Here is a 16,967-nt window from a genome sequence, read left to right as displayed (position 1 = left end):
TCCGGCGGGAGAATGTGGCGTGCACGCCGCACGCCGAGGGATAGTACTTACTGCGCGGCGGCTGCTTGCGCCTGCTGCGCTTCTTCGCGGCGCTCGTCCGCGCAGCGCTGATGCTGGCGCGACAGGCGGTTCATCAGCGGCAGCAGCAGCAGCGCGAGCAGCATGCCGATCGCGGCGAGCCAGCCGAGCTTCTCGAACAGCGACAGGTAGAGCGGCAGCGATTCGGTGGCCGGCAGTTCGTGCGACGGCATCTGCGCGAAGTTCGCGACGACGCTGCCCAGATACTGCGACACGCCCGTCGCGACGAAATACGCGCCCATCATGAAGCCGCTCATGCGCGCCGGCACGTAGCGGGCGATCATCGCGAGGCCCAGGCCGCTCACCAGCAGCTCGCCGAGCGAGTACAGCCCGTAGCCCCACACCATGAACCACGACGACACGCGGCCGTCGACCGCGTAGCGGCCGCTGATCGTGAACACCAGGTAGCCCGCGGCGACCGCGCCGAAACCGAGCGCGTATTTCGCGGCGACCGGCAGGTCGCGGCCGCCCTTCGCGACGGCGTTGTAGACCCACACCAGCACCGGGCTCAGCAGCATGATCCAGATCGGGTTCAGCGCCTGGAACTGCGCGGCGCTCCACGTGAACAGCGTCGTGCCGAACAGCATGAAGCGCGGATCGACGTTGCGCAGCGCGAACAGCGTCAGCGACGTCGACATCTGCACGTAGAAGATGAAGAACAGGATCACCTGGCCGATCAGCACGAGCGCCGCGATCAGGCCGGCGCGCTCCGAGCGCTCCGACTTCGCGATCATGTACGCGAAGATCGCGAGAATCGCGAATGCCGCCGTCCACACGCTGGCGACCGCGAGCTGCTTGTGCTGCAGCACGTACAGCGTGATCAGCGCGAGCGCGACGCCGCCGGCCGCGACCGCGCCGAGGCGCTTCCAGCGGATCGGCTGGTCGTCCGGTTGCGAGCCGACGTGCGCGAGCGTGCGGTGCATCAGCATGAAGTTGAGGATCGCGAGCAGCATGCCGCCGCAGCAGACCGCGAACGCGGTGTGCCAGCCCCAGTGATCCTTGATCCACGGCGTGGCGAGCATCGACACCGTCGAGCCGATGTTGACCGCCATGTAGTAGATCGTGAATGCGCTGTCGATGCGCGCGTCGTCGCCTTCGTAGATGCGGCGCACGAGGTTCGCCGCGTTGGCCTTGAACAGGCCGTTGCCGACGACGATCACGCCGAGCGACGCGTACATGTACGTCAACTGATCGTTCGGCACCGCGAGCATCAAGTAGCCGGCGCACAGCACGGACGCGCCGATGATCATCGTGCGGCGGGCGCCGAGCACCTTGTCGCCGATCCAGCCGCCGATCGACGGCGCGGCGTAGACGAGTGCGGTAAACGCACCCCAGGTCAGGTTCGCATGGCTGTCGGTGAATCCGAGCCGGTCGACCATGAAGAGGACCAGGAGCGCGGCCATGCCGTAGTAGCCGAAGCGCTCCCACATTTCGATGAGGAAGACCGTCGTAAACGATCGGGTCTGTGAAACAGGTGCGTGCATCATCAATCTCGTTTGAAACGGACGGCGCGGATCGCGCGTCGCCTTGGGGTCGAACTGGCGCCGGAGCACTGTGGCCGGGTAGGCTTGCGTCGGCGATGGAGCAATCGGGCGGTTAGCCCGGGCCGGGGGCGGACTCCGCCGGAGAAGGCGGAGCGCGGCCCCGACCGGCGCACGAATGGTAACGTTTGCCGGTCCGGTGCGTCGGGTCCGCGCCACTTAGGGAAACTCCCGATATGGCAGCAGCTTTCAGGAATATTTGTCTCATCATCTACTTGTAAGCTTGACGCCGGTTCTCCGCAAATTCCCGGAGAGCCGCTTGCAGCTTGCCTGTGAAGCCTTCGAGTCTGGCAAGATAGCGCGTCGTTTCGCTCGCTTCGGGCCCTGTTTAGTGCACCGGGCTCAACGCCGAAGACGTGGGCGAACCCGAAGATTAAGCTATCTCTAATTAACTTAGTTACTTTCCATCAAACATTTTTTGACGACCACTTTTCGGCCTGCTATGGTTCCCCCCACTGAAAACTCGCGATCGGCAGACGCTGTCGCACTGGGCAGCAAGATTCGCGCGTTGCGCCAACGTCTGAAGCGCACGCTCGACGACACCGCTACCGCCGCGGGGATTTCGAAGCCGTTTCTGTCTCAAGTCGAGCGCGGGCTCGCGTCGCCGTCACTGACGTCGCTGGCCGGTATCGCCCACGCGCTCGGCGTGACGGTGCAGTACTTCGTCGATACGCCGAGCGAGGAACGCTCGGTGTGCCGAGGCGATCAGCTGCGCTTCTTCGGGTTTGCCGATTCGGCGAACCTGTTCGCGCGACTGACGAACGTATCCGAAGGGCGCCAGCTGGAGGCGATTCTCGTGAGGATGCCGCCGGGGCAGAAACGGTCCGAGGTGACGACACATGCAGGAGAGGAGTTCCTGTACGTGATTGAAGGGGAAGTGTCGCTGACGCTGGAAGGCAAGACGTTCGTTCTGCAGGCCGGCGACAGTTCGCACTATCAGTCGACGGTCCCGCACAGCTGGGTCAACACCGCGAAGATCGAGTCGGTGGTGGTCTGGGTCGGTACGCCGCGACTGTTCTAACGCACGGGTATTCCTTCGTTTCTTCGACGGGATGCCTGTCGAAAGAAATGTAAGGAATACTAACATGCAATACGAGAATCACGGGCCTCCTCAATCGCTGCCCCCGTCAGCGTCTCACGCGTAAGCCGCGGCATCCGCCGCGCGACGCCCACCGAACCACCTTCTCAAGACTGCCACGATGAAATCCTTGCATGCCATGTCGGCCGTGCTGGCCGCGCTCGCCCTGACGACGCCCGTCGCCCACGCCGTAACCGTTCCGTCGAACGTCGCGCTCGCTCCGCAACAGGACCTGACGCGACAGGTGCCGGCCGAAGTCGAGTCGCTCGACCCGGCGCACATCGAATCGTGGACCGGCAACACGATCGGCCTCGACCTGTTCGAAGGGCTCGCGCGCATCGATGCGGCCGGCCAGGTCGTGCCGGGCGTCGCGCTGTCGTGGGAACGCAAGACGCCGCAGACGTGGATCTTCAAGCTGCGCCACGACGCGAAATGGAGCAACGGTCAGCCGGTGACGGCCGCCGATTTCGTCTATTCGTGGCAGCGCCTCGTCGATCCGAAGACGGGTTCGAAATACACGATCCTCGTCGAGTTCATCAAGAACTCGAAGGACATCATCGCCGGCAAGGCCGCACCGACGACGCTCGGCGTTCGCGCGGTCGATCCGTACACGCTGGAAGTGACGACCGACGTGCCGGTCGCGTTCTTCCCCGAACTGACCGCGATGGCGCCGCTCGTGCCGGTGAACAAGGACGTGGTCGCGAAGTTCGGCGACGCATGGACGCGCCCGGGCAATCTCGTCAGCAACGGCGCATACCAGCTCGTCGACTGGCAGCCGAACAACCGCATCGTGATCTCGAAGGACGCGAAGTACTGGAACGCGCCGAAGGTCGTGATCAACAAGGTCACGTACCTGCCGATCGAAAGCGACGAAACCGCGATGCGCATGTACCAGGCCGGGCAGATCGACTACAGCTACTCGATTCCGTCGGGCATCTTCCAGCAGGTCAGCAAGCAGTTCGGCGCGGAACTGCGCCCGGGCCTGCAGCTCGCGACCTACTACTACTACCTGAACAACAGCGACGCGGCGCTGAAGGACAAGCGCGTGCGTCAGGCGTTGTCGATGGTGATCGATCGCGACGTGCTGACGTCGAAGCTCACGCAGGCCGGCGAGAAGCCGATGTACGGGCTGATGCCGAACGGCACGAAGGGCGTGCGGCCGTTCACGCCGGAATGGGCGTCGTGGCCGATGGCCAAGCGCATCGCGACCGCGAAGGACCTGCTGAAGCAGGCCGGCTATTCGGACGCGAAGCCGCTGTCGTTCACGCTCACGTACAACACCAACGACCTGCACAAGAAGGTCGCGCTGTTCACCGCATCGGAATGGCGCACGAAGCTCGGCATCACCACGAAGCTCGAGAACGTCGAATTCAAGGTGCTGATGAAGCAGCGGCATGACGGCAAGGTGCAGATCGCGCGCGACGGCTGGTTCGCCGACTACAACGACGCGATGACGTTCTTCGACCTGATCCGCTGCGGCAGCTCGCAGAACACCGTCGGCTACTGCAACAAGCAGGTCGACGCGCTCGTCGAGGAAGGCAACCAGAAGCTCGACGACAACGCGCGCACCGCGCTGCTCACGCAGGCGCACGACATGGCGATGAAGGACACGCCGATGGTGCCGCTGTTCCAGTACTCGGCCGACCGTCTCGTGAAGTCCTACGTGGGCGGCTATTCGCTGAAGAACGTGATCGACATGCGTGCTTCGCAGGACCTGTACCTGATCAAGCACTGACGGAGCGATCATGCTGGCCTACGCATTGAGGCGCACGTTGTGGGCGGTGCCGACGATCCTCGCGGTCATCACCGTCTGCTACCTGCTGCTGCATTTCACGCCCGGCGGCCCGTTCGATACGGAGAAGCAGCTGTCCGCCGCGACGCTCGCGAACCTGAACGCGAAGTACCACCTCGACGAGCCGCTGTGGAAGCAGTACCTGCTGTATCTCGGCTCGCTGCTGCACGGCGATCTCGGCCCGTCGTTCCGTTACGTCGACTGGTCGGTGAACGATCTCGTGAAGAAGGCGCTGCCCGTGAGCCTCGGCGTGGGCGGCGTGTCGATCCCGATCTCGATCGTGCTCGGCGTGCTGCTCGGCACCGTCGCGGCCGTGCGCCGCGACAGCGTGATCGACCGCTTCGTGATGCTGATCGGCAACTTCGGCAACGTCGTGCCGCCGTTCGTGCTCGGCCCCGTCATGGTGTGGATCTTCGCGATCCTGCTGAAGACGTCGGCCGGCAACGGCTGGCTGCCGGCCGGCGGCTGGGGCGACGGCGGCTGGCAGTACCGGCTGCTGCCGATCGCGCTGCTGACCCTCATCAACGTGTCGCTGCTCGCGCGCGTGATGCGCGGCTCGATGATCGAGACGCTGTCGAGCAACTACATCCGCACCGCGCGCGCGAAGGGCCTGCCCGGCTCGACGATCGTGCTGCGCCATGCGCTCAAACCCGCGCTGATGCCGGTCGTGTCGCTGTTCGGCACGGTCTGCATCACGTCGATCACCGCGGCCGTCGTCACCGAATCGGTGTTCGCGCTGCCGGGCCTCGGGCAGCTCGTCGTGAACGGCGCGATCAACCGCGATTACACGCTGGTGCTCGGTCTCGTCGTGCTGACGACCGTCTTCGCGGTGCTGTTCAACCTGCTGGTCGACCTCGCGTACGCATGGCTCGATCCGCGCATCCGTTATTGAGCGAGGCACAGCGATGACTCCGACCACTCCCGTCGTCGGCCTGCCCGTGCAGACCGATTCGCCGCCGCGTTCGCGCTCGCCGCTCGAGCTCGCGTTCGCGCGCTTCCTTCACAACCGCGCGGCGTTGTTCAGCCTCGCGCTGCTCGTGCTGATCACGCTCGCCTGTTTCGTCGGCCCGTGGCTGCTCGCGGCCGACCCCGCCGCGAGCGATTGGGCCTCGATCAGCCTGCCGCCGACGTGGGCGAACCAGCACTGGTTCGGCACCGACGAGCTCGGCCGCGACCTGCTCGTGCGCACGCTGATCGGCGGTCGCGTATCGATCGAGGTCGGCCTGCTCGGCACGCTCGTGTCGGGCCTGTTCGGCGTCGCGTGGGGCGCGACCGCGGGCTTCGCGGGCGGCCGCGTCGACTCCGTGATGATGCGCGTCGTCGACATGATGTACGCGATCCCGTACCTGCTGATCGCGATCCTGATGATGACCCTGTTCGGCCGCTCGTTCATGCTGGTCGTGCTGACCATCAGCGCGTTCTCGTGGATCGACATGGCGCGCGTCGTGCGCGGCCAGACGCTGTCGCTGCGCAATCGCGAGTTCGTCGACGCGGCGCGCGCGATCGGCGTGTCGCCGACGTCGATCGTGCTGCGCCACGTCGTGCCGAACCTGCTCGGCGTGGTCGTCGTGTACGCGACGGTCTCGGTGCCGAACATCGTGCTGACCGAATCGGTGCTGTCGTTCCTCGGCCTTGGCGTGCAGGAGCCGATGACGAGCTGGGGCGTGCTGATCCAGGACGGCGCGCAGAAACTGGAATCGATGCCGTGGCTGCTGCTGGCCCCGGCCGTCATGCTGTGCGTGACGCTCTACTGCGTGAACTTCGTCGGCGACGGCCTGCGTGACGCGCTCGACCCGAAGGATCGCTGAAGATGGCCGCTCTACTGGAAGTTGAAAACCTCGGCGTGCGCTTCACGCGCAAGGATGCGCCGCCGATCGACGCCGTCAACGGCGTGTCGTTCTCGCTCGAAGCCGGCAAGACGCTCGGCATCGTCGGCGAATCGGGCTCGGGCAAGAGCCAGACCGTGATGGCGCTGCTCGGCCTCCTGGCCGGCAACGGCACGACGACCGGCGCCGCGCGCTACCGCGGCGACAACCTGCTCGACATGGATACGCGCGCGCTGAACGCGGTGCGCGGCGATCGCATCGCGATGATCTTCCAGGATCCGATGACGTCGCTCAATCCGTTCCTGACGATCGAGCGGCAGATGACCGAGACGCTGCAGCTGCATCGCAAGCTGTCGCGCAAGGCCGCGATCAAGCGCGCGATCGAGGCGCTCGAATCGGTGCGCATTCCCGACGCGGCGCGCCGCATCCGCATGTATCCGCACGAGTTCTCGGGCGGCATGCGCCAGCGCGTGATGATCGCGATGGCGCTGTTGTCCGAGCCGGAAATCCTGATCGCCGACGAGCCGACCACCGCGCTCGACGTGACCGTGCAGGCGCAGATCATCGATCTGCTGCGCGAGCTGAACCGCGAGCGCGGCACCGCGATCGTGCTGATCACGCACGACATGGGCGTGGTCGCCGGCCTCGCCGACGACGTGATGGTCATGTATGCGGGCCGCACCGTCGAATACGCGCCGGCCGACTCGATCTTCGCGGCGCCGTCGCATCCGTACACGATCGGCCTGCTCAACGCGCTGCCGCGCCTGACCGACGCGGACGATGCTCCGCTCGTCGCGATTCCCGGCAACCCGCCGATGCCCGGCACCGCGCCGGCCGGCTGCGCGTTCGCGAAGCGCTGCACGTATGCGGAAGAACGCTGCGGCGCCGAGCGCCCGGCGCTCGAAACCTATGGCGCCGCGGGCGCGGTGCGCGCATGCCACCGGCCCCTGGCCGATCTGACGGGAGGTCTGCGATGAGCGTCGATGAACGCCGCCAAGCCGGCGCGACGGACGACACGCTGCTGTCCGTCGAGAATCTGAAAGTGCATTTCCGCGTGCCGCTCGGCGGCTATCCGTGGTCGCCGAAGGGCACGCTGCGCGCGGTCGACGGTGTGTCGTTCGACGTCAAGCGCGGCGAGACGGTCGGGCTCGTCGGCGAATCCGGCTGCGGAAAATCGACGCTCGCGCGCGCATTGATCGGCCTCGTGCCGATGACGGCCGGCACCGTGAAATGGCGCGGCCAGGCCGTGGCGCCCGATCACCTGCGCGGCACCGCGATGCGGCGCGAAGTGCAGATGATCTTCCAGGATCCGCTCGCCTCGCTCGATCCGCGCATGACGATCGAGCAGGTCGTCGCCGAGCCGCTCGTCACGCACCACCCGGGCCTCGGCCGTGCCGAAGTGCGCCGCCGCGTGATTTCGATGCTCGAACGCGTCGGCCTGAACGCGCATCACCTGCTGCGTTATCCGCATGAGTTTTCCGGCGGGCAGTGCCAGCGCGTCGGCATTGCGCGCGCGCTGATCAGCGAGCCGAAGCTCGTGGTCTGCGACGAACCCGTCTCGGCGCTCGACGTGTCGATCCAGGCGCAGATCGTGAACCTGCTGCGCGATCTGCAACGTGAACTGTCGTTGTCCTATCTGTTCGTCGCGCACGATCTGGCGGTGGTGAAGGCCATCAGCCAGCGCGTGCTCGTGATGTATCTCGGCCGCGTGATGGAGTTCGGCACGCGGCATGACGTGTACGGCGTGCCGCAGCACCCGTACACGAAGGCGCTGCTCGATGCGGCGCCGACGCCGGAGCCGGCGCGCGAGCGTGCTCGCCGTCCGATGCTGCTGGCGGGCGAGATGCCCTCGCCGCTCAACCCGCCGTCCGGCTGCGCGTTCCGCACGCGCTGCCCGGTCGCGATCGACGCGTGCGCGCAGGACGTGCCGCTGCCGGAAGTGCGGCAGGGGTCGGCGGCGCGCGTCGCGTGCATCCGCGCGGGCGCGGCGTGATGTGAAGTGACGCAGCACACATAACCAAGGCAGGTCAACAGGGGTAGGTGCGGCGCGAACGATCTTCGCGCCGCGGGTACAGGCGCGTCCTTAGCCGGGCTCGCCGGGGGGCTGGGAGCGGATCGCGACCGGCATGGACGATATCAACACAAGACGAGAATGACGATGAAACAGCAGAAGAAGATCGGGACGGCATCGAAGATGCTGCTTGCCTGGGGGCTGCCGGCGCTTGCCGGCGTCTCGCTGACGGGCGTCGCGCACGCCGACGACGCGGCGCCGGCGCCGCTGACGGTCGCGCAGGCCGCACCGGCCGCCGGGTCGGGCGCATCCGTTGCGCAGGCAACGACGCCGAACGCGATTGTCAACGCCGAGGCGACCCAGGCCGTCACGCCGCCCGACGAGCCGTCGGCACAGTCGAAATCGAACGGCTTCATCGCCGACAGCCATCTCGACTTCCTGTTCCGCAACTATGCGGACGTGCTCGACAGCAAGGGCGGGCCGCATCGCCATGCGTGGGTCCAGGGCGCGATGGCGAACTTCGAGTCGGGCTACACGACCGGCCTGATCGGGATCGGCTTCGATGCGTCGCTGTATGCGGCGCTGAAGCTCGACGGCGGCCAGGGCGCCGGCAGCATGGTGCACATCGCGAAGGGCGGCGGCGGCGGCAACCAGCTCGCGTGGGCGTATCCGGGCATCTACGACATCAAGGCGCGCATCTCGAACACGGTGGTCAAGTACGGTCTGCAGGCCGTCGACAACCCGTTCATGGAGCAGCACGACAACCGCGCGCTGCCGCCGACGTTCCTCGGCGCGACGCTCGTCAGCAATGAATTCAAGAACGTGATGCTCGAGGCCGGCAGCTTCACGAAGACCGACGCGCGCGGCCATACGACGCTCACCAACCTGACGACGCAGTACGGCGGCACGCGCATCAATCGCCTGTCGTACGTCGGCGGCACGTGGGACTACTCGCCGAACGGCGAAGTCGCGCTGTACGCGAACCAGGCCGACGACGTGTGGCACCAGTACTACGCGTCGGTGAAGCACAGCATCGGCAGCCCGCAGACGATCAAGTGGACCGGCTTCGGCAACGTCTATTCGACGCACGACACGGGCGATGCGCTGCAAGGCAAGATCAACAACAACGCGTACAGCCTGTCGCTCGCGGCGCAGCATGGCCCGCATGAACTGCTGCTCGGCTTCCAGCACGTGCTCGGCGACCAGTTCTTCGACTACCTGAACGAAACGAACGGCATCTTCCTGACCAACTCGATGGACGTCGACTACAACGCGCCGCACGAAAAATCGCTGCAGCTGCGTTACACGTTCTACGGCAAGGAAGCGGGCCTGCCGGGTTTCAAGGCGATGGTGTGGGGCGTGACGGGCTGGGGCGCGGACGGCAGCGCGGGCGCGGCCAACGACCCGAGCAAGTCGAGCATCTACTGGAGCAACGGCGCGCCGGTGCAGGGCCGTCACCACGAGTTCGGCTTCATCCCGTCGTACACGTTCCAGAGCGGCAAGCTGAAGAACACGAAGGTCACGTTCATCGCGATGTGGCACAACGGCTCGGCACACTACTCGGACGCGACGAACACCGAGTACCGTCTGGTCGTGAACCTGCCGCTGCACGCGTTCTGATGGAACGGGGACGCACGTCCCCGGTGTCGTACACGCCGGCCTGCGATCGGTGCGATCAGGCCGGCTTGTGCCAGCCCGCTACGGAATCGTTCGCGGCGGGCGTCTCTTCCACGAGCGCCGTGAGCTGGCGGCCCGTATCGCGCCATGCGTCGAGGCCGCCGCGCAGCGCGAGCGCATCGGTGAAGCCTGCATCGAGCAGGCGCTTCGCCATCAGCGCGGCCGTCACCTCGTTCGGGCACGAGCAATACACGACGAATTTCTGCGTGAGCGGATAGCGCGCGACCATATCGCCGATCTGGCGCTCGTCGGCGAACTGCGCACCGGGAATCGTGAACGGGTCGAGCTTGCGATGCTCGGGCGAGCGCACGTCGAGCACCACCGGGGCGGTGGCGTCGCGCAGCAGCACGTCGAGCTCGTCGACGCCAATCCGCGCGTTCGCGAGCTGGCGGATCAGCGCACGGCGGCGCATCCACCGCACGGCCGCATAGACCGCGAGCAGCGCGACGATGACCACCAGCACCGCGCGGCCGAGGCGGCTCGCGCCGGCGAACAGCCAGTCGATCTGCCGGTAGAACACGAGGCCGGCGCCCAGCCCGACGATCGTCCACAGCGCGGCGCCGAGCGCGTCGTAGCCGGCGAACGTGCGATAGCGCGTGCCGAGCGCACCGGCCATCGGCACGGACACCAGCGACAACCCCGGAATGAAGCGCGCGACCGCGAGCACGCGCACGCCGTAGCGGCCGAAGAAGCGCTCGGTCTTTTTCACGCAGGTATCGCGCGACAGAGACAGCCGGCAGATCGTCTTCAGCGTCGTGCCGCCGTAACGCCGCCCGGCCACGTACCAGACCGTGTCGCCGATCAGCGCGCCGAGCACCGCCAGCGCCACGACCGTCACGAGCTGCGAGCCGATCATCGCGGGATGCATCGCGGACATCGCGCCGAACAGCACGAGCGTCGGCATCGCGGGCACCGGCAGGCCAATGGCCGCCGCGAGCACGTTGGCGAATACGAGAAGCGGCCCGTACTGGGCGACGAGGTCACGGAGCATGACGGCTGGCCGAAAAGGAAACGCGTGGGCAGGAAACGCAGACAGACCGATTATCGGCCTTTTTCAAGACAGCGGCGGGAATGACGCAAAGCGCCTGACGGCGGCAGGGAGATGCGGGTGAGCCGACGCATTGCACGCGGCTCACCGTTCGGAATCAGGAAGGCGTACGGGCGAGCGATGCGGCGCCGTGGTTTTCGCCGGGCAGCTCGGCGCCGTGCGAGCGGATCGCCGCGATCAGTTCGGCCGGCGTGATCTCGTAGCGGACCTCGCGGTGGATGCCGGGCTTGCGTTCGTCGACCTCGATCAGCAGCACGCTCTTGCCGTCGCCCGTGGCTTCGAGCCGGAGCGAGCGCAGTTCGCGGCCGTCGGCCGCGTCGTGTTCGGTGAGCAGGGTCATTGCCCCGGATGAGCCGGTAGTGCGCATCGAACCTATCCTCGTGTCGTGGATGCCGTAGCGGCAAAGATGTCTTTGTTGAATACAGCTTGACGCAGTTTAACGCGAACGGGCCGCGGCACGGAGCATTTTCGTGGGGCTGAAAAGAGGGTTATACCACCGATCCTTCTGAAGTTTGAGCCGCGCCGGGCGGGCATCTCCGCCGGATCGGGGACCGGTCCGAACCGGTACCCGAACGGCGTTCGCGGCCACGCCGGCGTGGGCGGCGACACGCGTCGCCGCGGCGGCGTCAGAAGCGGTCGGCGAGCCCCATCGCCGGGTCGCTCACCGAGTGGCGGCCGGTTTCCACGCGGCCGGCCACGCGGCGCGAGAAGCTCGCGTCGCTGTCGGCGGTCACGATGAAGTCATACCAATGGCCGGTCGAGTCGAGCTTCCAGTGCAGTTCGGACTGGTCGCCGGCATGCACCGTGACGGTCCATGCAGTGCCGGCGCCATGGCCGTTCTCGTTGCCGTGGCCATGACCGTGATCGTCGTGTCCGCCGCCCCCGGACAGCGGCCCGTAGACCTGGTTCGACTTGACCGTGAAGCGGACCGTGCCGCCGCCGTCGTTGCGCAACCGCAGGTGGAGGTTGCCGCTCGCGCCCGCATAGCCGACGCGCACTTCCGGAAGCGGCGCGCGGGCCCCGGCCACGCGGCTCAGGTCGCCGGTGAAGCGGCGGTGAAAGCCGTTCGGGCCGAGCACCCACAGGTCATATTTACCGCCATCGTCGGCGCGCGCGGCCCAGTCGCCGTGCAGCTTCTTGCTCGGCTCGACGACGTAGCGCCGCGGCAGCCGGTCGAGGTGCAGCTTGTCATAGACGTGGAACACGGCGGCGGCGCGGCCGGTGTTCGCGAACTTGAGCGTGACCGTGCCGGCGCCGGCATCGGTGCGCGCGCTCGCGTGCAGCTCGTACGGCAGCGCGCGCGACGGACGCACGCCGGTGGCCTGCGCGGGCGGCGCGGGTGTGGCGGGCGGCACGATCTTCGGCGCGGTTTGCTGCGCGGCGCTCAGTGCGTCGACCTGGCTTTTCGTCGCTCGGCCCGCGAGCGTCGGCAGCGGCTCGTCGTTCGGCGTGCGGAAATTGAATGCGCTCGTCAGATCGCCGCACACCGCGCGGCGATACGCGCCGATCTGCGGCTCCGCGACGCCGAAGCGTGTCTCGAGGAAGCGCAGCGTCGACGTATGGTCGAACACCTGCGAATTGACCCAGCCGCCTCGGCTCCACGGCGACACGATCCACATCGGCACGCGCGGGCCCGGCCCGTACGGACGGCCGTCGGCCGCCGGCTGGCTCGACGTGGCCGGCGCGAAGTCGTGGTATTCGGCCGCGACGTCGGCGGCCGACAGCGTATGGCCGCCCGCGAGCGTGCCGTCGGCGTTGCGCGACGGCACGGCCGGCGACGGCATGTGATCGAAGAAGCCGTCGTTCTCGTCGTAGTTGACCAGCAGCACGGTCTTGCTCCAGACCTCCGGGTTCGCCGTCAGCGCGTCGAGCACGGCCTGCACGTACCAGCCGCCTTGCGCGGGACTCGACGGCCCCGGGTGTTCGCTGTACGCGGAAGGCGGAATGATCCACGACACTTCCGGCAGCTTGCCGTTGCGGATGTCGTCGCGAAACGTTTCGAGAAAGCCGTACGGCATCGTGTTGCCGAAGCCCTTCGCGAGCGGGCTCAGCGGATCGTCGATCGCCGGGTCGTAGAACGCGCCGGCCGCCGTCACCGGCTGCGTGATGTCGGTCGCCGCGACGTACGCGGGCCGGCGCGCGGCCGGCATCTGCTCGATCGCCGCGCGCCAGTGGCGGAAGCTCATCATTTCGTTGCAGCCGAAGTTGTCGATCAGGCTCTGGTAGACCTTCCAGTTCACGCCGGCCTGTTGCAGCCGGTCGGCATAGGTCGTCCAGGTCCAGCCCTGGCTCGACGGGCCGATGTCGTTGCCGCCGTTGAACTGGTTGTTCAGCGCGGCGATCTTCACGCGGCTGCCGTCGGCCGGGCTGATGCCGTTCGGGCCGTTGGTGCCGCTCCAGTAGAACAGGCGGTTCGCGATCGTGCCCGTGTGCATCCCGCAGTGGTAGTGGTCGCACAGCGTGAACGCATCGGCGAGCGCGCGCTGGAACGGCACTTCGGCCGCGTCGTAATAGCCCATCGACAGCGGCGTCTTCGCGTCGGGCCAGCGGTTCATCCGGCCGTGATCCCACGCGGCCTGCGCATCGGCCCACGTGTGCGGCGTGCCGCCCGCGCGCTGCGCGTTGCCCTGCCGCGCGTCGAGGTGATACGGCGTCACGGTCGCGGCGGGCGTCCCCTTCGTGTACGCCTGATAGAACACGTCGCGGCCGTTCGGCGACGGCACCGCGAAGCGGTCGCCATAGCCGCGCACGCCCTTGAACGTGCCGAAGTAGCTGTCGAACGCCCGGTTCTCCATCATCAGCAGCACGACGTGCTTGACGTCCTGGATGGTCCCCGTTTCGTGGAAGGCGGGAATGGCGAGCGCGCGGCGGATGCTCGGCGGAAACGCGGACAGCGCGGCGGCGGCGAGGCCGGAACCGGCGGTCTGCTGAAGGAATTTGCGGCGTGACGTCATGGCGTTCGGATCCTGTGAGGGTGGAAGCGTTCGTGAGTGCGTCTGGTGGTGCCCGGGCGTTTTCCCGCCCCGGGGCGAGCGCCGATGCTTGCGCGTTCGGGGCGTCGGCCGCGTGTCGCGGCGCTGCGGGCATCGCACGCGATGCCCGACGCCCGACGTCGCGCGGATGCCGCGGCCTCGTCGTCGCGATCCCGTGCGCCGCGCGCTCGTGATGCGCGGCGCAGGTGTCGGCACACACCGGCCCGGCGCATGCCGGACTGGGGCGGCGCCCAGTCTAGGGAGGCGACATGACGTCGACGTGATGAAGAAATGACATCGCATGCCGCGCACGTGACGTTGCGTATGCAACGATGCGGCGCAGCGCGATGCGAAGTGGAAAGCGGTCGGAAATTACCGATCGCCGCAGGTGTGACCGGTCAGAATTTTCCGGATTTTCCGGGATGGCGGGAACGCGTTTCGTTGCGGATGCAACCTGACGTGCGACCGCGTGACCCCCGTGTTTCAAATGCGTGAAATCGGCTAAGCTCGATGCGCGCCTGCGCAGTCCGCGCTTTCGGCGCGACTTTTCGGAACCGGCCCACCCATGACCGATATCAGGATCCGGCACAGCGAGACGCACGACGTCGACGCGATCCGGCAAATCGCCGCGCATCCCGCGGTGTACATGAATACGTTGCAGCAGCCGTTTCCGTCGCTCGAAAAATGGCAGAAGCGGCTCGACACCATACGCGAGCACGGCGTGAGCCTCGTCGCCGAAATCGACGGTACGGTGGTTGGCCATCTCGGCCTGCATCCCGAGCCGAATCCGCGCCGGCGCCACGCGGCGGCGCTCGGCATGATGGTCGACGCGGCCCGTCACGGGCGCGGCATCGGCGGCCGGCTGCTCGCGGCCGCGATCGATCTCGCGGAGAACTGGCTGAACGTCACGCGTCTCGAGCTGACCGTGTTCACCGACAACCGCGCGGCGATCGCGCTCTACGAGAAACACGGTTTCCGCATCGAAGGCGAATCGCCGGATTACGCGTTGCGCGACGGCGTGCACGCGTCCGTGTATCACATGGCCCGGATCAAGGCGCGGCAATGAAAGGCCGGCCGTCGCGGACGTGACGGCATACGCTGGCGCGCGTCATATCCAATCGAGAATTCGTTCGTTTTCCTTCGGCTGTACCCGTCGTATCGTCGAACGATTTTCCGGTCGCCGCGGCCGGCTTCGCTTTTCCGTATCGATGCATGCGCGGCGCTGCATGTCGGCTGGCCTCATCGTCATCGCTTCACGGCCCTCGTTGCGTGCGCGGCATCGCCCTGAAACCGTCTTTTCAACGGAACCTGCTTCGATGAAAACCGTTCTCCGCAATCTCGCCGCCACCTGCCTGTTCGTTGCCGCCGGTGCGGCGCTTGCCGCCGCCACGCCCGCGGGCGCCCCGGCGACGAGCGCATCGTCCGGCGGTGCGCATCTGCCGCCCGGCATCGCGTGGCAACATGGCGACGTCGATGCCGCGTTCGCGCTCGCGAAGCGCGAGGGCAAGCCGCTGCTGCTGTACTGGGGCGCGGTATGGTGCCCGTCGTGCAACCAGGTGAAGTCGACGATCTTCAGCCAGCAGGCATTCAAGACGCGTTCGTCGTTCTTCGTGCCCGTGTATCTCGACGGCGATACCGAAAGCGCGCAGAAGCTCGGCGAGCGTTTCAAGGTGCACGGCTATCCGACGATGATCCTGTTCCGCCCCGACGGCACCGAAGTGACGCGGCTGCCCGGCGAAGCCGATCTCGACCGCTATATGCAGGCGCTGTCGCTCGGGATGACGGCCGCGCACCCGGTGCGGCAGACGCTCGCGACCGCGCTGAAGAACGGCGCGGCGCTGACGCCGGACGAATGGCGCCTGCTGGCCGACTATTCATGGGATACCGACGGCGCGTTGCCGGTGCCGGCCGATCGTGTCGCGCAGACGCTGCAGTCGCTCGCGCAATGCGCGCGAGCGGCCGGTGCGAAAGCCGAATCGGCGCGCTTCGCGCTGAAGTCGGCGGTGGTTGCCGCGTCGGACGACCCGACGCAGGCCGGCGCGCTCGACAAGGCCGCGCTCGCCGATTCGCTGCGCACGGTGCTGCATGATGCGGCGCTGTCGCGGGCCGATTCGGACGTGCTGGTTGCGGCGCCCGCGCGCGTGGTCGCGTATCTCGGCCGCGACGACGCGCAGCGCACGAAGTTGCGCGGCGCGTACGACACGGCGCTCGCGCGCCTGTCGACCGATACCACGCTGTCGTCGATCGACCGGCTGATGGCGCTGCACGGTCGCGTGCTGCTCGTGCGCGGCGACGCGCGCAACGGCGCACCGCTCGCCGCGCCGGCGCTGGCCGACACCGCGCGCAAGCAGATCGCCGCGTCGGTGCAGGGCGCGGCGAACGCGTACGAGCGGCAGGCGCTCGTGAGCGAAGGCGCGGACACGCTGACCGACGCGGGGCTGTACGACGAATCGGATGCGTTGCTGAAGGCCGAGTTGCCGCGTTCGTCCACGCCGTATTACTTCATGTCGGGACTGGCCGCGAACGCGAAGGCGCGCGGCGACAAGGCGGCCGCGCTCGACTGGTATCGCAAGGCGTACGACGCGGCGAGCGGGCCGGCGACGAAGCTGCGCTGGGGCGCGACTTATTTCGCGAACGCGGTCGAGCTGGCGCCGGACGATTCGGCGCGCATCGAAGGGATTGCGGCCAGCGTGCTCGCGCAGGCCGGCAAGACCCGGGACGCGTTCTACGGCGCGAACCTGCGCGCGCTGACCAAGGTCGTCACGCAGCTGAACCGCTGGCGCGGCAGCGGCGCGCACGATGCGTCGGTTCGGTCGGTCGTCAGGCAGTTCGACGGCATGTGCGGCAAGCTGCCTGCCGGCGATCCGCAGGCAGCCGCGTGCGCGAAGCTGATTCAGCCCGTGAAGGCGTAACGGGGCGGGGAAGGAACGTCGGGCGGGCTGGA

The 16,967-nt window shown here is 67.4% G+C and carries 13 protein-coding genes; 9 read left to right on the top strand and 4 right to left on the bottom strand.

The annotated features are described in order from the left end of the window. Positions 1-47: 47 nt before the first annotated feature. Complete coding sequence (locus tag CFB89_RS28305) at positions 48-1,565, bottom strand: peptide MFS transporter (RefSeq protein WP_089470935.1); 1,518 nt, start codon at positions 1,563-1,565, stop codon at positions 48-50. A 496-nt stretch (positions 1,566-2,061) separates the two neighbouring features. On the opposite strand from CFB89_RS28305, the gene CFB89_RS28295 reads away from it, so the two are divergent. The 7 genes from CFB89_RS28295 (at position 2,062) to CFB89_RS28265 (ending at position 9,946) form a co-directional block, all read left to right on the top strand. Continuing rightward, positions 2,062-2,640, top strand: a complete 579-nt coding sequence (locus tag CFB89_RS28295) for a cupin domain-containing protein (protein WP_011548888.1) — start codon at positions 2,062-2,064, stop codon at positions 2,638-2,640. Between the two features lie 178 nt (positions 2,641-2,818). Next, positions 2,819-4,432 (top strand): peptide ABC transporter substrate-binding protein, encoded by a 1,614-nt coding sequence (locus tag CFB89_RS28290; RefSeq protein ID WP_089470821.1) that lies wholly within the window; start codon positions 2,819-2,821, stop codon positions 4,430-4,432. Between the two features lie 10 nt (positions 4,433-4,442). Next, the gene (locus tag CFB89_RS28285; protein WP_089470820.1) at positions 4,443-5,381 is read left to right on the top strand and encodes an ABC transporter permease subunit; all 939 of its coding nucleotides are present in this window, start codon (positions 4,443-4,445) and stop codon (positions 5,379-5,381) included. Positions 5,382-5,394: 13 nt separating this feature from the next. Beyond that, positions 5,395-6,297 carry an ABC transporter permease gene (locus CFB89_RS28280; protein WP_089470819.1) on the top strand — a complete coding sequence of 301 codons (903 nt, stop codon included), beginning with the start codon at positions 5,395-5,397 and terminating at the stop codon, positions 6,295-6,297. 2 nt (positions 6,298-6,299) lie between these two features. Then, a complete protein-coding gene (locus CFB89_RS28275) occupies positions 6,300-7,292 on the top strand; it encodes an ABC transporter ATP-binding protein (RefSeq protein WP_089470818.1) in 993 nt (330 codons plus the stop codon). After that, a complete protein-coding gene (locus CFB89_RS28270) occupies positions 7,289-8,308 on the top strand; it encodes an ABC transporter ATP-binding protein (protein WP_179233549.1) in 1,020 nt (339 codons plus the stop codon). The genes CFB89_RS28275 and CFB89_RS28270 overlap by 4 nt, the downstream gene beginning before the upstream one ends. Positions 8,309-8,473: 165 nt before the next feature. Further along, a complete protein-coding gene (locus tag CFB89_RS28265; RefSeq protein ID WP_089470934.1) occupies positions 8,474-9,946 on the top strand; it encodes an OprD family outer membrane porin in 1,473 nt (490 codons plus the stop codon). Positions 9,947-10,001: 55 nt separating this feature from the next. Here CFB89_RS28265 and CFB89_RS28260 read toward each other — a convergent pair whose 3' ends face one another. The 3 genes from CFB89_RS28260 to CFB89_RS28250 all read right to left on the bottom strand — a co-directional run bounded on the left by CFB89_RS28260 (position 10,002) and on the right by CFB89_RS28250 (position 14,005). Next, positions 10,002-10,994 (bottom strand): DedA family protein/thiosulfate sulfurtransferase GlpE, encoded by a 993-nt coding sequence (locus tag CFB89_RS28260; protein ID WP_089470816.1) that lies wholly within the window; start codon positions 10,992-10,994, stop codon positions 10,002-10,004. A 154-nt stretch (positions 10,995-11,148) separates the two neighbouring features. Continuing rightward, complete coding sequence (locus tag CFB89_RS28255) at positions 11,149-11,418, bottom strand: hypothetical protein (RefSeq protein WP_059581751.1); 270 nt, start codon at positions 11,416-11,418, stop codon at positions 11,149-11,151. Positions 11,419-11,677: 259 nt separating this feature from the next. After that, complete coding sequence (locus CFB89_RS28250; RefSeq protein WP_089470815.1) at positions 11,678-14,005, bottom strand: phosphocholine-specific phospholipase C; 2,328 nt, start codon at positions 14,003-14,005, stop codon at positions 11,678-11,680. A 583-nt stretch (positions 14,006-14,588) separates the two neighbouring features. On the opposite strand from CFB89_RS28250, the gene CFB89_RS28240 reads away from it, so the two are divergent. Both CFB89_RS28240 and CFB89_RS28235 read left to right on the top strand, forming a co-directional pair. Next, positions 14,589-15,089 carry a GNAT family N-acetyltransferase gene (locus CFB89_RS28240; RefSeq protein WP_089470813.1) on the top strand — a complete coding sequence of 167 codons (501 nt, stop codon included), beginning with the start codon at positions 14,589-14,591 and terminating at the stop codon, positions 15,087-15,089. Positions 15,090-15,339: 250 nt separating this feature from the next. Then, on the top strand, positions 15,340-16,935 hold the full coding sequence (locus tag CFB89_RS28235; protein WP_089470812.1) for a thioredoxin family protein: 1,596 nt from the start codon (positions 15,340-15,342) through the stop codon (positions 16,933-16,935). Positions 16,936-16,967 lie beyond the last annotated feature (32 nt).

Origin of the sequence: Burkholderia sp. AU16741 (assembly GCF_002223345.1) — a bacterium.
GTDB classification, from domain to species: domain Bacteria; phylum Pseudomonadota; class Gammaproteobacteria; order Burkholderiales; family Burkholderiaceae; genus Burkholderia; species Burkholderia sola.
The sequence above is the reverse complement of the archived record's forward strand: the minus strand, read 5'-3'. Positions and strand labels throughout refer to the sequence as shown.

Bases quoted from the DNA above. Each gene is read 5' to 3' on its own strand.
- CFB89_RS28265 (WP_089470934.1), top strand. From the start codon at position 8,474: ATGAAACAGCAGAAGAAGATCGGGACGGCATCGAAGATGCTGCTTGCC.
- CFB89_RS28275 (WP_089470818.1), top strand. From the start codon at position 6,300: ATGGCCGCTCTACTGGAAGTTGAAAACCTCGGCGTGCGCTTCACGCGC.
- CFB89_RS28280 (WP_089470819.1), top strand. From the start codon at position 5,395: ATGACTCCGACCACTCCCGTCGTCGGCCTGCCCGTGCAGACCGATTCG.
- CFB89_RS28255 (WP_059581751.1), bottom strand. From the start codon at position 11,418: ATGCGCACTACCGGCTCATCCGGGGCAATGACCCTGCTCACCGAACAC.
- CFB89_RS28285 (WP_089470820.1), top strand. From the start codon at position 4,443: ATGCTGGCCTACGCATTGAGGCGCACGTTGTGGGCGGTGCCGACGATC.
- CFB89_RS28250 (WP_089470815.1), bottom strand. From the start codon at position 14,005: ATGACGTCACGCCGCAAATTCCTTCAGCAGACCGCCGGTTCCGGCCTC.
- CFB89_RS28295 (WP_011548888.1), top strand. From the start codon at position 2,062: ATGGTTCCCCCCACTGAAAACTCGCGATCGGCAGACGCTGTCGCACTG.
- CFB89_RS28305 (WP_089470935.1), bottom strand. From the start codon at position 1,565: ATGATGCACGCACCTGTTTCACAGACCCGATCGTTTACGACGGTCTTC.
- CFB89_RS28235 (WP_089470812.1), top strand. From the start codon at position 15,340: ATGAAAACCGTTCTCCGCAATCTCGCCGCCACCTGCCTGTTCGTTGCC.
- CFB89_RS28270 (WP_179233549.1), top strand. From the start codon at position 7,289: ATGAGCGTCGATGAACGCCGCCAAGCCGGCGCGACGGACGACACGCTG.
- CFB89_RS28260 (WP_089470816.1), bottom strand. From the start codon at position 10,994: ATGCTCCGTGACCTCGTCGCCCAGTACGGGCCGCTTCTCGTATTCGCC.
- CFB89_RS28290 (WP_089470821.1), top strand. From the start codon at position 2,819: ATGAAATCCTTGCATGCCATGTCGGCCGTGCTGGCCGCGCTCGCCCTG.
- CFB89_RS28240 (WP_089470813.1), top strand. From the start codon at position 14,589: ATGACCGATATCAGGATCCGGCACAGCGAGACGCACGACGTCGACGCG.